This is a genomic window from Phenylobacterium sp. Root1290 (assembly GCF_001425305.1).
Taxonomy (GTDB): Bacteria; Pseudomonadota; Alphaproteobacteria; order Caulobacterales; family Caulobacteraceae; genus Phenylobacterium.
In genome coordinates, this window is the sequence record NZ_LMEE01000001.1 from 488,365 (window position 1) to 504,259 (window position 15,895).

The following is a 15,895-nucleotide window of genomic DNA, read 5'->3' on the forward strand; positions in this document are numbered from 1 at the left end:
GCTCAGGCCGCGAACACCTGCTCGGCGATGTCGGCAGGTAGGACGCGGAAGTCCCCGGCCTCAAGGTCGTCAGGCAGGCTCAGCCCTCCGATCCGGTCGCGGTGCAGGCCGTTCACGTGATTGCCGACCGCCGCGAACATCCGGCGGACCTGATGGTAGCGGCCTTCTTCAATCAACAGCCGGGCCCGGCGCTCGCCGAGCGGTTCCAGGATCGCCGGCAGCAACGGCTTTTCTTCGCCCTCGAGCATCATGGTCCCGGCGCCGAAGATCTCGCCTTCATGGCCTTCCAGAGGGCGATCGAGGTCGGCGATGTAGCTCTTCTGCACGTGACGGCGAGGCGAGATCACCCGGTGCAGGAAGTCGCCATTGTCAGTGATCAGCAGCAGGCCGGACGTCTCCTTGTCCAACCGGCCGACGCTGGACAGCGCCGGGTCGCGAACCCGCCAGCGCGGCGGCAGCAGGTCATAGATCCTGTCGCCGTACTCCTTGTGGGAGCAGACGACGCCCAGCGGCTTGTGCATCATCACCACCATCGGCGGAGGCGGGTCGACCGGCTTGCCCATGACCTGCATCCGCTGGGGAAGGTCCGCGCCGATGGCGATCCGTGCGCCGGCGTCGGTCAGCGCGACGCCATCCAGGACGATCTCGCGGGCGGCGACCAGACCATGCATCTCCTTGCGGCTGCCATAGCCCAGGTTGGAGAGCAGTCGGTCCAGCCTCATGGTCGGAGTCTTGCTCATCGCCGGGCCTCATAGATCTTGTAGCCGCCGCCGTCGGCGATGGGCTTCACGGCCTTGAACGCCTCGTTCAGCGCGGCCTCGTAGGGCAGGTGGCGGTTGGCGGTGAGCCACAGGCTGCCGCCCGGCCGCAGCGCGGTCGCCGCCGCGCGGATGAAGGCCTGGCCCAGCATGCGGTCCTCTTGCCCTCCATCGTGGAAGGGAGGGTTCATGACCACGAAATCCAGACCCGAAAGTTCTTTGGCGGCGGTCCGCACGTCGGCCCAGACGAACGCGGCGCGCGTGTCGACCACGTTATGTCTCGCACAGTCGACCGCTCGTCGATCCAGATCGATCAGGGTCAGCGCCGTCACGTCGGCCGAGGTCAACACCGCTCGCGACAGCCAGCCGACTCCGCAGCCGAAGTCCGCGCCCGCGCCGGTAAGCTGAGGCAGATTCTTGAGGAGGAGATCGCTGCCCGGATCCAGCCGATCCCAGCTGAACACCCCGGGCTGCGACCACAGCCCAACCGGCAGGATGCGCGGCGCGCCTTCCAGCAAGGCGCCGGTGAGCTCCAGGGCGGTGGAGGGCCGTTCAACCTCGCAGATGCGGTGATGCCGCCGCGATGTCTCGGCGACCTCGCAGCCGAACGCCGTAAGCGTCTTTTTCAGACGCAGGCCGCCACGATCCTTCGGCGCAGCGGCAGCCAGCGTGCCGCCGGGCCGGAGCACGCGCAGCGCCTGCGCCAAGAGATACCGCGCCTCCACCGCGCCGCCGGGGACCAGCAACGCGATCTCGTCCAGGCTGGCTTCGGCCAGGCTCGCGATGTCCGTCGATCCGGGGAACAGCGGCGAAAGCTGCGCGGCGCCCTTGGGCGTCTCGATGACGTCGAGGGGCGGGCTTCCATAGACGGCGGCGGGCAAGGGCAGGTTCCGGGGCGGCGAATCTTAAGGCGGCATCTTTAGCCCGTCGCAATCGGACACCGAAGTTGAGTTGGCGGCCGGGCGCGGCGGGTCCACGTCTCTTGGCATGCTCAGCATCCATCCGACAGCCGTTGTCGCGCCCGGCGCCCAGATCCATCCGACCTGCGAAGTCGGTCCGTACGCCGTTATCGGCCCTCACGTCCAACTGGGGCCAGGCAATGTCGTGGGACCGCATGCCGTGCTCGACGGAAACACGAGCATCGGCGCGGGCAACCGCTTCCACGCTTCATGTTCGATTGGAGGCAGCCCGCAGATCACTGGCCGGGCAGGGGATGTCGGGCGCCTGATCATCGGCGATGACAACGTGTTCCGTGAGTTCGTCACGGTCCATGCGGGCGGAGAGGCGGTGACCACGATCGGCTCGCGGGGCCTGTTCATGGCGACCGCGCATGTCGCCCACGACTGCGTGCTGGGCGACGATATCGTCATGGCCAACGGCGCGACGCTCGGCGGCCATGTCGTGATCGGAGACCGGGCCCAGCTCAGCGGACTTTGCGCGGTGCATCAGCACGTCCGGATCGGCGAGCTCGCCTTCGTCGCCGGCGGCGCCATCGTGACCCAGGACGTGGCCCCCTACTGCCTCGTACAGGGCGACCGGGCGAAGCTGGTGTCGTTGAACGCCGTGGGACTTCGACGGGCGGGTCTTGGCGCGCAGGACGTCGGCCGTCTCAAGCGCACCTTCCGGACCTTGTTCCACGGGCAGGGCGGGCTCGCTGAACGCATGGCCGCCGCCGAGGCCTTGGAGCCGTCCGACGATCGCACCGTTCGCCTGCTGGCGTTCATGCGCGACAGCGTTCGGGGCGTGATCGCCACGCCACGTCGACATCTTCCGGCAGCGGCCTAAAGCGTCACAACACGCCCCCGCTTGCTGTTTGTGCCGCAATGGGTCAAGTCGTGTCTCCGTGCCCGGGGGCTCGAGTCCGGTTTGCACCACATTCCTGTGGAACTGCTCCGCGCTTGATTGTGGAATCGCCGGCGGTCACGGCAGGGACGTACGAGGAGTTTTGCCAACATGTCAGTGTCACCCCCGAACGGAACGCGCCCGGCGGTCAGCCAATTGAAGCCCCGGATCGTCGTGTTCGGTGTGGGCGGCGCGGGCGTCAACGCGGTCAACAACATGATCGAGTCGGGCCTCGAGGGCGTCGACTTCGTCGTGGCCAACACCGACGCCCAGCAGCTGTCGCTATCGCTGGCCAGCCAGCGGATCCAGCTCGGCGTGCGCGTGACGCAAGGCCTGGGCGCGGGCGCCAATCCGAACGCCGGGCTGAGTGCTGCTGAAGAGTCGGCCGAGGACATCATCCGTTACCTCGATGGTGCGGACATGGTCTTCATCACCGCCGGAATGGGCGGGGGCACCGGCACGGGCGCCGCGCCGTTCGTGGCCCGCTGCGCCCGTGAGCGCGGCATCCTTACGGTCGGCGTGGTCTCCAAGCCCTTCCGCTTCGAGGGCCGCCATCGCATGCGCCTGGCCGAAGCCGGCCTGCAGGAGCTGCAGCAGTACGTCGACACCTCGATCATCGTGCCGAACCAGAACCTGTTCCGCGTGGCCACCGAGCAGACGACCTTCGCCGAGGCCTTCGGGATGGCTGACCAGGTGCTGCATTCGGGCGTGCGCTCGATCACCGACCTGATGGTGCTTCCGGGCCTGATCAACCTCGACTTCGCCGACGTGCTCAGCGTCATGGGCGGGATGGGCAACGCGATGATGGGCACGGGCGAAGCCGTCGGCGCCGATCGCGCCGCGGTTGCGGCTCAGAACGCGATCCAGAACCCGCTGCTGGACGAGACCTCGCTGGCGGGCGCCAAGGCCGTCCTGATCAACGTGACCGGCGGCACCGACATGACCCTGCTGGAGGTCGACGAGGCGGCGAACGTCATTTCCGACCAGGTGGATCCCGACGGCAACATCATCTTTGGCGCGGCCTTCGATCCGTCGCTTGAGGGCAGGCTGCGGGTTTCGGTCGTTGCGACGGGCATGAACATGGTCAATGGCGGCGAAGCGGCGCCGGCGAGCGCGCCGACGCAGGCTCCCTCGGCGACCCAGGACCCCTCGGGGGCCTCGTCGACCCCGCGCCGCTTCTGGTGACGCGGGACGGCGGCGATCAGAACGTGAAGGTCAGCCCGACCAGCGGCCCGCTGAACGAGGCGTCGTAGATCAGCCGATCGCCGTCCCACTTGGTCGAATAGAAGCGATACCCGGCTGTGGCGGTGATGGTGTCGTTGAAGCGATAGGACAGGTAGCCCTGTAGTTCATAGAGATGGTCGGACGACACCCCGAAGCCGCCATAGGTGGCGATCCCGGTCACGCCGAAATGTTCGCTTAGAAGGGTCTTTCCGCGGACCCCGACCATCGGGTCCCACATGTCGTCCTCGGCGCTGAAGGAGACCGAGCGGTTCACGGTGCTTGCCGAGACATCGGCGTCGACGCCCAGGTAGTGCGCCCCGGCGAGCAGGTCGACGGACGAGGCTTCAGTCTCGTATGCGCGCCAATAGGCGGCGATGACGCCCTTTGTCCCCGAGATTTCCAGCTCGCCTTCAACGTCGGGCAGCGGCCCCAGGGCGATGTCCTTGTCCGCCGTGATCTCGTAGTAGGTCAAGTCAGCCAGAAGGCCGAAGCGCCCGTAGCTCACGTCCACCGACCCGGTGAAGGCTCCTGAGAGCCCGACATCGTCGAAGCTGGCGTTCACGTCGGGATCAAGGCCGCCGCCGCCCCGATTGGACACAGCGGTGATGTCGCCCTGCGGAAAAGCGACCCAGACATACGGCGTGATTGAAATCCGCCAGTCATCTTCCGCATGGGCGGCCACCGGCGTGACCATGGACAGCAGAGCGACCGTGCAAACCCCGATCCCACGCATGGGCTTCTCCTGACAAACCTGTCCGGAGATTGGGTGATCAGCCTTGGCATTGCTGTAGGGGAAAGACCCTAGGGGAGCCGCTCGAAAGCCCTACTCCGTTGGCTTCCTCAGATAGACCTCTTCATCAAGTTCACCTTCCCACTTGGCGACCGTAACCGCGGTGGAGAGATCGCTGGTGGCGCTGGTGATCGTACGGGTCATGTCGAGCAGGCGATCGAAGGGCAGGATGAAGCCGACCACCAGGGCTGTCTGCTCGGCGCCCAGGCCGATCACCTGCAGGACGGCGGCCAGCATGAACAGCGACGCCGAAGGAACCGGCGCGGTGCCCAGCGCGACGATCGTGGTCGCCAGGGCCAGCATCACATACTGCGAGAAGTGCAGGTCGATACCGAACGCCTGAGCCGACAGGACCGCCAGCAGCGCCACGTAGAGGGCGGTGCCGTCCATGCTCAGCGTCACGCCCAGCGGCATCGCCGTCGAGGTCACTGCATGGCTTACGCCCAGGTTCTTTTCGGCCACGCGCATGGCGACCGGCAGCGTCGCGGCGCTCGACGAGGTGGAGAAGGCGATGGCCACGACGTCGGTGATGTCGCGGAAGAACGGCAGCACCGGGAGACGCGCGATGAGGCGCACCAGCCCGCCGTGGATGATCAGCGTCTGGAAGGCGCAGCCCAGCACCAGGGCCGCCGCAAGCTTCAGGACGTGCACGAAGGCGCTTGGGCCGGCCGTGCCCATCACCCAGGCGACCAGCGCGAACACCCCGAACGGCGCCACTTCCATCACGAAGCGCACGATCTGCAGCATGATGTCGGCGCCCATCTGGAAGAGGCGCCCGACCGGCTCGGCGCGGGGCGCGATGGTCAGGATGCTGAGACCGACGAGGATCCCGAAGAAGATCACCGACTGTACATTGCCCTCGGCCAGGGCGGCGATCGGATTGGTCGGGATGATGCTGATCAGGTGCTCGCCCAGGCTGGGCGGCGCCTTGGCGATCTGGGCCGGGACGGCGCTGGTGAACTCCATGCCGACGCCGGGCTGGAAGATCACGCCCATAGTCATCCCGACGCTGACGGCGATGACGGTGAGGGTCAGGTAGAGCGCCAGGGTCTTCGAGCCGATGGCCCCCAGCCGCTTGGGATCGCCCATGCTGGCGATGCCGGAGACGATGGAGAAGAACACCAGCGGCGCGACCACCATGCGGATCAGGCGGATGAAGACGTCGCCCATCCACTTCAACTGGACGGAGTTCTCGCCAAGGGCCAGGCCGACGATGGTCCCGAGGACCAGCGCGACAAGGATCCGCTTCCACAGCACGACGTCGAACCAGGAGCGGCGGATGAAACCGCCAGCGCCGCGCGCCTTCGGCGCCGGATCGGTGCGGGCGTCTTGTTCAGTCGCCATGGAGCATTCCCAAACTGCGGCGCGTTATGGCCGCCGCGGCCGACGATAGAGGCGCTGCGGCGTCGCGGGATAGCCCACGACGCCGCATGTCGGATCAGTTGCAGGAGCCAGCCGTCGGCGTGCGCAGCACGCCCTTGCCGGGCAGGGCGTCGGTCGGCTTGCCGTCGCGCACGACGAACTTGCCGTTCACCAGCACCTGTTCGGCGCCGACGGACAACAGTTCAGGCTGCACATAGGTCGCCTTGGGAGCGTAGGTCGCCGGGTCGAGGACGACGATGTCGGCGTGATAGCCGGGCTTCAGATAGCCGCGCCCCGTCAGGCCGAAGGTGTCGGCGGTCAGGCCGGTGCTGCGATGGACGAAGTCGGTCATGCTGACCGTCTTCTCGGTCTTGACGTACTTGGCGTACTTCTCGGCGAAGCTGGCGTACTTGCGCGGATGGCCCTCCGACCCATCGGACGAGGTCATCACCCACGGCTGGCGCATGAAGGCCTTGATGTCGGCTTCGCTCTGGTTGAACGAAGCCACGCCCGCGCCGCCCTGCTGGAGAATGCGGACCGCGGCCTCGATCGGGTCAACATTCCAGATCTTGGCGATCTCGGCGAGGGTCTTGCCCTGCGCCTCCTGCACCCGCGTGCGGGTCAGCAGCAGCGAGTCTGCCCCGCCGCGGCGACGCATGTTTTCCGTCATCTCAGTGCGGATCTTCGGCCCGAGGCTCGGGTCGGCCAGGCGCTTCAGGGTCGCAGCCTCGCCATCAACCTGCGCCCAGCGGGGCAGCAGCGCGGCGGAGAGTCCGGTGCCGGACGCCGCCCACGGATACTGGTCGGCAGTGACCTTCAGGCCAGAGGCCTGCGCCGCCTCGACCATCTTGATGATGTCGCCGGCCTGGCCGTGGACGTCGACGCCGAGAGCCTTGATGTGGCCGATGTGGACCGGAATGTCCGCGCCCGTGCCGATGTCGAAGACTTCCTGGACCGCGCCTTTCAGGCCGATCGTGTACGAGGACTCGTCGCGGATGTGGGAGTCGTAGGTCCCGCCGCGCTTGGCCGCTTCCTTGGCCAGAGCGATGACCTCGTCGGTCTTGGCGTAGCTTTGCGGCGGATAGAACAGGCCGGTCGATAGACCGAGTGCGCCCTCGCACATGGCCTTGGCCACCATGCCCTTCATCTGGTCCAGTTCGGCGGCGTTCGGCGCGCGGTCGGAATCGCCCAGCACGCGCTGGCGTAGCGTGCCGAACCCGACATAGGTCGCGACGTTGGTGCCGATGCCGTTTTGCTCGAGCTTGCCGAAGGTGTCCTTGATTTCCGGGGCGGCGCGGCCGTCGCTGCCGACGAAAACCGTCGTCACGCCCTGCATGGCGGCGGCCAGGTTGCGGCGCATGCCGGCGTCAGTCGACGATAGGTCCTCGAAGTAGTGCGTGTGCGGGTCGATGAAGCCCGGCGCGACGATCTTGCCCTTGGCGTCGATCGCGGTCGCGGCGGTGATCTTCGCCTTGGCCGCGTCGCCCACGAAGACGATCTCGCCATCGCTCACGGCGACGTCCGCCGTGACCCCGGCGCCGGCCCCGCCGTCATAGACGGTTCCGCCCTTGATGAGCACGTCGACCTTCTGCCCTTGCTGGGCGTGGGCCATGCCAAGCGCGCTGGCTGAGAGCGCCAGGGCGCTCGCCCCGGCCACGGCGATCTTCTTGGACGTCATCATCAAAGCTTCTCCCCCAAAAACGGACGCCCAAGGCGCCGTCAGCAACTCTCGTCCCCAGGCTGGGCCGCGCCTAGCGTCAGACGCTTGGCGCAGTCATAGCCTGCGGGCATGGCGTCCCCCAGAACCCCGGCGCGGCCGGGGCCAGCTTCCCGCCTTCCAGGCGCACGCCGCCGGGATGATCGGCCTTGAGCCACAAGGGGCCGTCCAGATCGACGAACTCGGCGTCGGCCGCCAGCAGCAGGGCCGGGGCGATGGAACGTGAGCTTGAGACCATGCAGCCGATCATCACGCCGAATCCTCGGGACCGCGCCGCCGCGAGCAGGTCGAGGGCTTCGGTCAGCCCCCCTGTCTTGTCCAGCTTGATGTTGACCACCTGATAGCGTCCGGCCAGTTCGTCCAGATCGGCGGCGACGTGGCACGATTCATCGGCACAGATCGGGATGGTCGGGTTGAATCCGGTCAATCGGTGATCTTCGTCCGCCGGCAGCGGTTGCTCGACCAGCGCCACCTTCAGCTCCTCCAGCACCGGCTGGATGTCGCGCAGCAGCTCGAACGACCAGCCCTCGTTGGGATCAACGATAAGCTGGGCGTCCGGCGCAGCCGCGCGGACGGCGCGAAGGCAGGCCTCCGGCGTGTCCGCGTCGACCTTCACCTTGATGACGGGCGCGCCGTTCATGGCGCGCGCCGCGCGGGCCATGGCTTCGGGTTCGTCGAGGCTGACCGTCAGGGCGATGGTCACCGGGGCCGGCTCGGCCTGATGCAGCAGTTCGGCGACCGTGCGGCCCGAGAGCTTGGCTTCCAGGTCCCAGAGCGCGCAATCGATGGCGTTCCGCGCCGCGCCGGGCGGCAGGGCCCGCATCAGTTCGATACGGGTCATGCCGCCGCGGACGGCCTCGGCGACCGCTTCGACCTGATCCAGTACGCTATCCGGGGTTTCGCCATATCGAGCATAGGGCACGGCCTCGCCGTTACCGACGTGGCCCTCATGCCCGATCTCCACGGCGATCACGTCGGCGGCCGTCTTCACCCCCCGTGAGATGCGGAAGGGCGAAGCTAGCGGCCAGTGCTCACGGCGAGCTTGGAAGGTTCGAAGCATGAGATAAGCCTGTCGACGATGAGGTTGACGCCCATGGACACCGGGTCCTGGGCGGGCAGTCCAAGCAGGTCGCTGGCCTCGGCGCAGGCGCGCTGGGCGGCTTCAGGCGCCATGCCGGAGGTGTTGAGGGCGACGCCGACCGCGATCACGTCGGGGCTGGTCAGGCGGGCGGCGGCCAGGTTGGCTTCCAGGCACGTCTTGAGGTCGGGCAGGGCCCGCCCTGGCAAGCCGCGCATGCTCTCGCGGCCCGGCTGATGGCAGATCACCAGGGCGTCAGCCTGGGCGCCGTGCAGCAGGCCCAGCGAGACCCCGGCGTAGGAGGGGTGGAACAGCGAACCCTGACCTTCCAGCAAGTCCCAGCCGCCGTCGTGGCGCGCCGGAGAGATCTGCTCGGCGGCGCCCGATATGAAGTCGGCGATCACCGCGTCGATCGGCACGCCCGACTGAGCGATGAAGATGCCGGTCTGGCCCGTCGCGCGGAAGTCGGCCTTGAGGCCGCGAGCCTGCATCTCCCGCTCCAACGCCAGGGTCGTGTACATCTTGCCGACAGAGCAGTCGGTGCCGACCGTCAGCAGCCGCAGGCCATCGCGCGGACGGCCGTTGCCTACTGGAATGTTCGCGGGCGGTTCGCGGACGTCGAACAGCTCCAGGCCCCCGGCCTTGGCCGCATCGACGATCTCAGGGTGGTTGGTCAGCCGGTCATGAAGCCCGGAGGCGACGTTCAGGCCAGCGCGCAGGGCGGCGACCACGTCGGCCACGATGGATGGCCCCATGATCCCGCCGGCGTTGGCCACGCCGATGATCACGGTCTTCGCCCCCTTGGCCTTGGCGTCCTCGAAGGTCAGGTGGGGCAGGCCCAGGGTTTGATTGCACTTGGGGCCGCGGAATTCCCCCACGCACGCCTGCGGACGCCAGACCGCGACGCCGCGCGATGTCTTCACCGACAACTCGTCCTGAGAGTCGCCAAGATAGAGGAGAAACGGGGAGGGGATCATCAACAGCTCCAGACCAGCCAGGGCGCGCCTGGCGGGCTGGATCATGTCGTCCGGCGGCCTCAGCGATAGGTCAAAGAGGACGCTGCGATATAGCCGCCGGTTATGTGTTGCGCTCGGCCAGGGTCTGCTGAAGCACGCCGATAAAGTCGCGCGCCGGACGCGAGGGCGGCCGATCCTCCAAGTAGATGCAATGGACGCCGAAGGTCACCTGCGGGGTCAATGGGCGGAAATCCAGCTCCGGACTGAGGCTTGCCCGCGCCGTGAATTCATCGACGACCGCGACCCCGGCGCCGTGCCGCACGAGAGCGGCGGCGACATAGTAGGTCTGGACGAAAATGCGTTCGCTGTGGCCCGGATCGTCCGGCACGACCTCGCTGGCGAAGAGGGCGCCCACCGGGCCGCTGCCGGCCAGGCTGATCAGGTCGCGGCCGCGCACGGCGTCGAGGCTCAGGCGCTCGGGGGCGTCGGGGATCTCGTCCTTCCGATAGAGCAGCACCAGCTCGCCGGACCCGATGCGGACATCGGCCAGCCTCGGGTGTCGCGGCGTGTCATAGGCGACGGCCAGATCGCTGTTGCGCTCATAGAGCGCCTTCAGGATGTCGTCGTTGTGCAGCGTGTGAATATCGAAGGAAACATTGGGCCGCTGCTGGCGAAAGCGCGCTACCGCGGCCGGTGCGACGCCCAGGCCAAGGGACGGAAGCACCGCCAGGCGGATGTGCCCGTCGCCGCCGGCGCGCAGATTGCGCGTCGTCTGCCGTAGCGACTCGATCCGGCCGTAGATGTCGTCGACCTCGCGGAAGAGCGTGTGCGCCTCATCCGTAGGCACCAGGCGCCCCTTCACCAGGCGGAACAGTCGAAAGCCGATCCGGCTCTCTGCGTGCTTGAGCACCTTGCTGACCGACGGCTGGGAGACGTTGAGGGCGCGGGACGCGGCGCTGACCGAGCCGGACTGGTAGACCGCGTGAAACACTTCGATGTGGCGCAGGTTCATCGAAGAACCCGGAACTGAGACCATAACCATTCCCCCTCAACGCCAGGCACGCTGCAAAGCGCAACGCCGTACTCGCGGCGCTGCGTCGAATTCATGCGTCTGCGGAATACCCGATCATTTCCCGCCGCCACAGGGGGCATGTGTCGCGAGCTAGTCGGACCTGCTTGCAGGCTCCACCCATGGCCCGTGGTTATGGGCTGAAGAAGCCTTCGACATTGGCGTCGGCAGGTCGGCGACCAAAGGTCCGCGTCGATAAACACGACGGACGGCAGCAAGCGCCGTTCGCATGACGGGCATCGACGAGGGGACCATGCGAAACACGACGAACATGAACGGCCGCACTGCGGCCGGCGGACGACTGCGCAAGACCGCTTTGGCTGGCGCCAGCGGACTGGCCATGGCCTGCATGCTGCAGGCGAGCCCGGCGCTCGCCCAGCAGGAGGTCGAGGAACTGGTCGTCACCGCCAGCCGGGTGAACCGCTCCGGCTTCGACGCGCCCACCCCGACGACCGTCGTCGGCACCGAGAACCTGCAGGCCGTCGCCGCGACCAACGTCGCCGACATGCTCAACACCCTGCCGACGTTCGGCGGCGGCACCACGCCGTCGACCACCTCGCACAGCTCGCAGAACGCCGGGGCGAACTTTCTGAACCTGCGCGATCTGGGCGCCAACCGCACCCTCCTGCTTGTCGACGGTCGCCGGCACGTTCCGACGACCGCCAGCGGTCTGGTCGACATCAATGTCATTCCGGCCGCGCTGCTGGGCCGCGTCGAGGTTGTCACCGGCGGCGCGTCCGCCGCCTGGGGTTCTGACGCCGTGGCCGGCGTGGTCAACCTGATCTTCCGCGACGACCTGGAGGGCCTCGAAGGCCAGGTGCAGGGCAGCACCAGCCAGTACAAGGACAATGAGGAATTCAACGCCGCCTTGGCTGGGGGCTTCAGGTTTGCAGGCGGCCGCGGTCACTTCATGGCGGCTTCCGAGTTCGTCGACATGAAGGGCGTCGGCGCCGATCGCGACTGGTTCCGCGAGCACCAGCAGGTCATCGCCAACCCGGCCTACCGCGCGGGCAATGGTCAGCCGCAGAACCTGCTCGTGCCGAACGTCACCGCTTCCGTCGCGACCCTGGGCGGCCTGATCACCGACGGCCCGCTGAAGGGCCTGCAGTTCCTGTCGGGCGGCGTCACCGCACCGTTCCGCTATGGCAGCAACCTGGGCACGCAGTACCACACTGACGGCGACGGCCTCTATCCGGGCGACATCATCAACCTGATGACCCCGCTGACCCGCGCCAACCTGTTCACCCGCACGACCTACGACGTCACAGACAACGTCGAGGCGTTCATGGAGGCCTCGGTCGCCTACGCCGAGACGACCTTCAACCTGTCGACGTCGTATGACCTCGGAACCCTGACCATCCGCCGCGACAACGCGTTCCTGCCGACGAACGTGGGCGCGCTGATGGACGCCAACGGCATCTCCACCTTCCGCATGGGCCGCTTCAACCGCGACATCGCCTTCAACGTCGTCGACAACAAGAACGCCACCGCGCGCGTGGTGGTCGGCCTGAAGGGCGACTTCGGCGACGGCTGGAACTGGGACGCCTACTACCAGTACGGCAAGAACCGCTATGCGGCCCGGATCTTCAACAACCGCATCGCGGCCAACTTCACCAACGCCCTGGACGCCGTGGTCAACCCGGCCACCAACCAGGTCGTCTGCCGCTCGACCCTGACCAGCCCCGGCAACGGCTGCGTGCCGATCAACCTGTTCGGTGACGGCTCGCCCTCGGCCGCGGCGATCGACTACGTCACCGGCAGCCAGCACCTGCTGGCTCACATCGAACAGCAAGCCGCCGCCGCCAGCCTGTCGGGCGAACCGTTCTCCACCTGGGCCGGCCCGGTCTCGATCGCCACCGGCATCGAGTATCGCAAGGACTCGGTCGAGCAGGAGGTCGACGCCATGGCGCAGGCCAGCCTGTTCTCGATCGGAAATCCGAAGGCGATGAAAGGCTCCTACGACGTCCAGGAGGCCTTTGTCGAAACGGTCATCCCGCTCGCCAAGGACATGGCGTTCGCCCAGTCGCTGGATTTCAACGGCGCTGTCCGCGCGACCAACTACTCGACCAGCGGCACCGTCTGGACCTGGAAGGCCGGGGCGACCTACGAACCGTTCGACGGCCTGAAGTTCCGCGTCACCCGCTCGCGCGACATCCGGGCCCCGAACCTCTCGGAGCTGTACTCGTCGTACGTCCTGACCTTCTCGTCGATCACTGACCCGGTGACCGGCCGTCAGTCCACCGTGCGCTCGCCCCAGCAGGGCAATCTGGCGCTGCAGCCGGAAGAGGCCGACACCTTCACCGCCGGCGTCGTCTACGAGCCGACCTTCGCCCCGCGGCTGCGTCTGTCGGTCGACTACTACGACATCGACCTGCAGGGCGCGATCTCGACCCTGACCGGCCAGAGCATCGTCACCCGCTGCGCCGCTGGGGCCGCCGATCTCTGCCAGTACATCACGCGCAATCCGGACGGCTCCCTGAACGAGGTGATGCGGACCTTCATCAACCTGTCCAGCATCCAGGTCCGCGGTATCGACACCGAGGTTAGCTACGCCACGCCGCTCTCGAACATCTTCGAGAGCGTGGGCGGCGACCTGACGCTTCGCTTCCTGGCCAGCTATCTCGATCGGTACGTGACCAATGACGGGATGACCTCGCTCGACACCGCCGGCGAGGTTGGCAACAACCGCCCGCATTGGCGCTGGACGGCGAGCGCCTCCTACGAGAACGGTCCGTTCAAGGGCTATCTCCAAGGCCGCTACATCGGCGAGGGCCTCTATGACGTCGAGCAGACGTATGACGACGCCCACGTGGACAGCCAGTTCGTGACCACGGTCTCAGGCGCCTGGAAGATCAAGGAAGACGGCGATCGTTCGCTCGAAGCCTTCGGCGTGATCAGCAACCTGTTCGACGTCGATCCGCCGGTCTCGCCGAACACCTTCATCTTCGGCAGCCCCAACTCAGGCGCGGCGCACGACATTGTCGGCCGTCGTTTCACGGTCGGCCTGCGCTTCACCTACTAAGGACAATGAACGCCGGCCTGACCAAGCGTGGTCAGGCCGGCGCTGTGTCAACGGCTCGGAACGGCGGCGGGCTTTGCGCGCCGCCGCCCGGCGATCAGGGTCGCCGCCCCCGAGGCGAGCAATACCGCTGCCGCGATCAGCCAGGGACAGTGCGGCTGTCCGGCCGAACCGCATAGGACGCCTAGATTGGCCACGCCGCGCGCGGCCAGCCAGGCCATCTCGGCGCTCAGGGCCGCGCCGACGAGCATGGCCGCTCCGGCCGCGGTGATCAGGTCCGACTGTGTCATGACGTCCTCATTCGATAGCTGGAGCCCATAAGAGCTGGCCGCCACAGCGGCGCCTTGACCGAAATCAATGCCGCGCCGGCCAGGCCCGGCCATCTCCCTCGTGTTGTCACCGTGACTCGCTTGGGGGACCATGACTAGCTTGCCGGCTCCACAGAGCGGAGCGCCGCGCGACGCGGTCCTCCTGTTCATCACCACGGGGATCTGCGCGTTCGCCGCGCTCCTCGCCACCGCCTTCACAGAAGATCCGTTGTTCCGGCTCCAGGGCTGGATCTTCCTGATCGCGTTCCTGATCGCGCTGTCGGTCATGACGATCGCCATCAACTCCGGCCGGCTGCGCTCGCGGCCCGATCGATACGCAGACGGCGTGGTCAGGGCAGGGGTGATCGCCACCATGTTCTGGGCGATCGTCGGCATGACGGCGGGCGTGTTCATCGCCGCCCAGCTGTCCTGGCCGGACCTGCTCTACTTCCCGGAGCACGGCTGGCTGAACTTCGGTCGTCTGCGGCCGCTCCACACCTCCGGCGTGATCTTCGCCTTTGGCGGCAACGCGCTGATCGCCACGTCCTTCTACGTCGTGCAGCGGACCTGCCGCGCGCGCCTGGCCGGCGGCGTCTGGCCCTGGTTCGTTTTCTGGGGCTACCAGCTCTTCATCGTGCTGGCCGCGGTCGGCTACGTGGCCGGCATCACCCAGTCCAAGGAATACGCCGAGCCGGAATGGCTGGTGGACCTGTGGCTGACCCTCGTCTGGGTCGCCTACCTGCTGGTCTTTCTTGGCACGCTCTGGAAGCGCAAAGAGCCGCACATCTACGTGGCCAACTGGTTCTACCTGGCCTTCATCGTCACCATCGCGCTGCTGCACATCGTCAACAATCTGGCCGTGCCCGTCGGCCCCCTGAACAGCCGCAGCTACTCGTTGTTCGGCGGCGTCCAGGACGCGCTTCTGCAGTGGTGGTACGGCCACAACGCGGTCGGCTTCTTCCTGACCGCCGGCTTCCTGGCGATGATGTACTACTTCGTGCCCAAGCGCGCGGAGCGGCCGGTCTATTCGTACCGCCTGTCCATCGTCCACTTCTGGTCGCTGATCTTCATCTACATCTGGGCGGGGCCCCACCACCTCCACTACACGGCCCTGCCGCAGTGGGCGCAGACGCTCGGCATGACCTTCTCGATCATGCTGTGGATGCCGTCCTGGGGTGGGATGATCAACGGCCTCATGACCCTCTCGGGGGCCTGGGACAAGCTGCGCACCGACCCGGTCATCCGCATGATGGCCGTCGCGATCGCCTTCTACGGCATGGCCACCTTCGAAGGCCCGCTGATGTCGATCCGCGAGGTCAACGCGCTCAGCCACTACACCGACTGGACTATCGGCCACGTGCACTCCGGCGCGCTCGGCTGGGTCGGCTTCATCACCTTCGGCGCCGTCTACTGCATGGTGCCGTGGCTGTGGAAGAAGGACGGCCTCTACTCCCTGAAGCTGGCCGAGTGGCACTTCTGGATCGCGACCCTGGGGATCCTTCTCTACATCTGCGCGATGTGGGTTTCCGGGATCATGGAAGGCCTCATGTGGCGCGAGTACACGCCCCAAGGCTTCCTCGCGAACTCCTTCGTCGAGACCGTCGCCGCCAAGCACATCGAGAACGTCATCCGCACCCTGGGCGGAGCCATGTTCCTCGCCGGCGCGGTGATCATGTCCTACAACCTGTGGCGTACGATCCGCATGCCCAGCTCTGCGCCCAGCGCCCAGAGCCTGAGCGGTCCCGCCCCCGCGCTCGTCGCGGCGCAGTAAG

At 67.1% G+C, this 15,895-nt stretch carries 12 protein-coding genes and 1 pseudogene; 4 read left to right on the forward strand and 9 right to left on the reverse strand.

Features of this window, described 5'->3' with window-relative positions; translation table 11 throughout:
- Positions 1–2: 2 nt before the first annotated feature.
- Both ASC79_RS02370 and ASC79_RS02375 read right to left on the reverse strand, forming a co-directional pair.
- Positions 3–740, reverse strand: a complete 738-nt coding sequence (locus tag ASC79_RS02370; protein WP_056019128.1) for a 16S rRNA pseudouridine(516) synthase — start codon at positions 738–740, stop codon at positions 3–5.
- Positions 737–1,639 (reverse strand): class I SAM-dependent methyltransferase, encoded by a 903-nt coding sequence (locus tag ASC79_RS02375; protein ID WP_056019130.1) that lies wholly within the window; start codon positions 1,637–1,639, stop codon positions 737–739. The genes ASC79_RS02370 and ASC79_RS02375 overlap by 4 nt, the downstream gene beginning before the upstream one ends.
- A gap of 106 nt (positions 1,640–1,745) precedes the next feature.
- On the opposite strand from ASC79_RS02375, the gene lpxA reads away from it, so the two are divergent.
- Both lpxA and ftsZ read left to right on the forward strand, forming a co-directional pair.
- Positions 1,746–2,543, forward strand: a complete 798-nt coding sequence (lpxA, locus tag ASC79_RS02380) for an acyl-ACP--UDP-N-acetylglucosamine O-acyltransferase (protein WP_056019133.1) — start codon at positions 1,746–1,748, stop codon at positions 2,541–2,543.
- A gap of 168 nt (positions 2,544–2,711) precedes the next feature.
- A pseudogene (ftsZ, locus tag ASC79_RS02385) lies at positions 2,712–3,752 on the forward strand (cell division protein FtsZ); the annotation flags it as partial.
- A 49-nt stretch (positions 3,753–3,801) separates the two neighbouring features.
- On the opposite strand, the gene ASC79_RS02390 reads toward ftsZ, so the two are convergent.
- The 6 genes from ASC79_RS02390 to ASC79_RS02415 form a co-directional block, all read right to left on the reverse strand.
- The gene (locus tag ASC79_RS02390) at positions 3,802–4,557 is read right to left on the reverse strand and encodes a hypothetical protein (RefSeq protein ID WP_056019136.1); all 756 of its coding nucleotides are present in this window, start codon (positions 4,555–4,557) and stop codon (positions 3,802–3,804) included.
- 90 nt (positions 4,558–4,647) lie between these two features.
- Positions 4,648–5,958 (reverse strand): dicarboxylate/amino acid:cation symporter, encoded by a 1,311-nt coding sequence (locus ASC79_RS02395; RefSeq protein WP_056019139.1) that lies wholly within the window; start codon positions 5,956–5,958, stop codon positions 4,648–4,650.
- A 94-nt stretch (positions 5,959–6,052) separates the two neighbouring features.
- Complete coding sequence (locus tag ASC79_RS02400) at positions 6,053–7,657, reverse strand: amidohydrolase family protein (RefSeq protein ID WP_056019142.1); 1,605 nt, start codon at positions 7,655–7,657, stop codon at positions 6,053–6,055.
- A gap of 76 nt (positions 7,658–7,733) precedes the next feature.
- Positions 7,734–8,753: an N-acetyl-D-Glu racemase DgcA gene (dgcA, locus tag ASC79_RS02405; RefSeq protein WP_056019144.1), complete on the reverse strand. Its 1,020-nt coding sequence runs from the start codon at positions 8,751–8,753 to the stop codon at positions 7,734–7,736.
- A complete protein-coding gene (gene dgcN / locus ASC79_RS02410) occupies positions 8,711–9,793 on the reverse strand; it encodes an N-acetyltransferase DgcN (protein ID WP_235528716.1) in 1,083 nt (360 codons plus the stop codon). The genes dgcA and dgcN overlap by 43 nt, the downstream gene beginning before the upstream one ends.
- A gap of 55 nt (positions 9,794–9,848) precedes the next feature.
- A complete protein-coding gene (locus ASC79_RS02415; RefSeq protein WP_056019147.1) occupies positions 9,849–10,739 on the reverse strand; it encodes a LysR family transcriptional regulator in 891 nt (296 codons plus the stop codon).
- A gap of 310 nt (positions 10,740–11,049) precedes the next feature.
- Between ASC79_RS02415 and ASC79_RS02420 the strand changes: the two genes are divergently transcribed.
- Complete coding sequence (locus ASC79_RS02420) at positions 11,050–13,818, forward strand: TonB-dependent siderophore receptor (RefSeq protein ID WP_162244246.1); 2,769 nt, start codon at positions 11,050–11,052, stop codon at positions 13,816–13,818.
- A 47-nt stretch (positions 13,819–13,865) separates the two neighbouring features.
- Here the strand turns inward: ASC79_RS02420 and ASC79_RS20985 are convergent, their stop codons facing one another.
- Entirely contained in the window at positions 13,866–14,105 is a 240-nt protein-coding gene (locus ASC79_RS20985) for a hypothetical protein (RefSeq protein WP_156378305.1), read from the reverse strand.
- Between the two features lie 304 nt (positions 14,106–14,409).
- On the opposite strand from ASC79_RS20985, the gene ccoN reads away from it, so the two are divergent.
- A complete protein-coding gene (gene ccoN, locus ASC79_RS02430) occupies positions 14,410–15,894 on the forward strand; it encodes a cytochrome-c oxidase, cbb3-type subunit I (protein ID WP_235528746.1) in 1,485 nt (494 codons plus the stop codon).
- The last annotated feature ends 1 nt before the right edge of the window (position 15,895 follow it).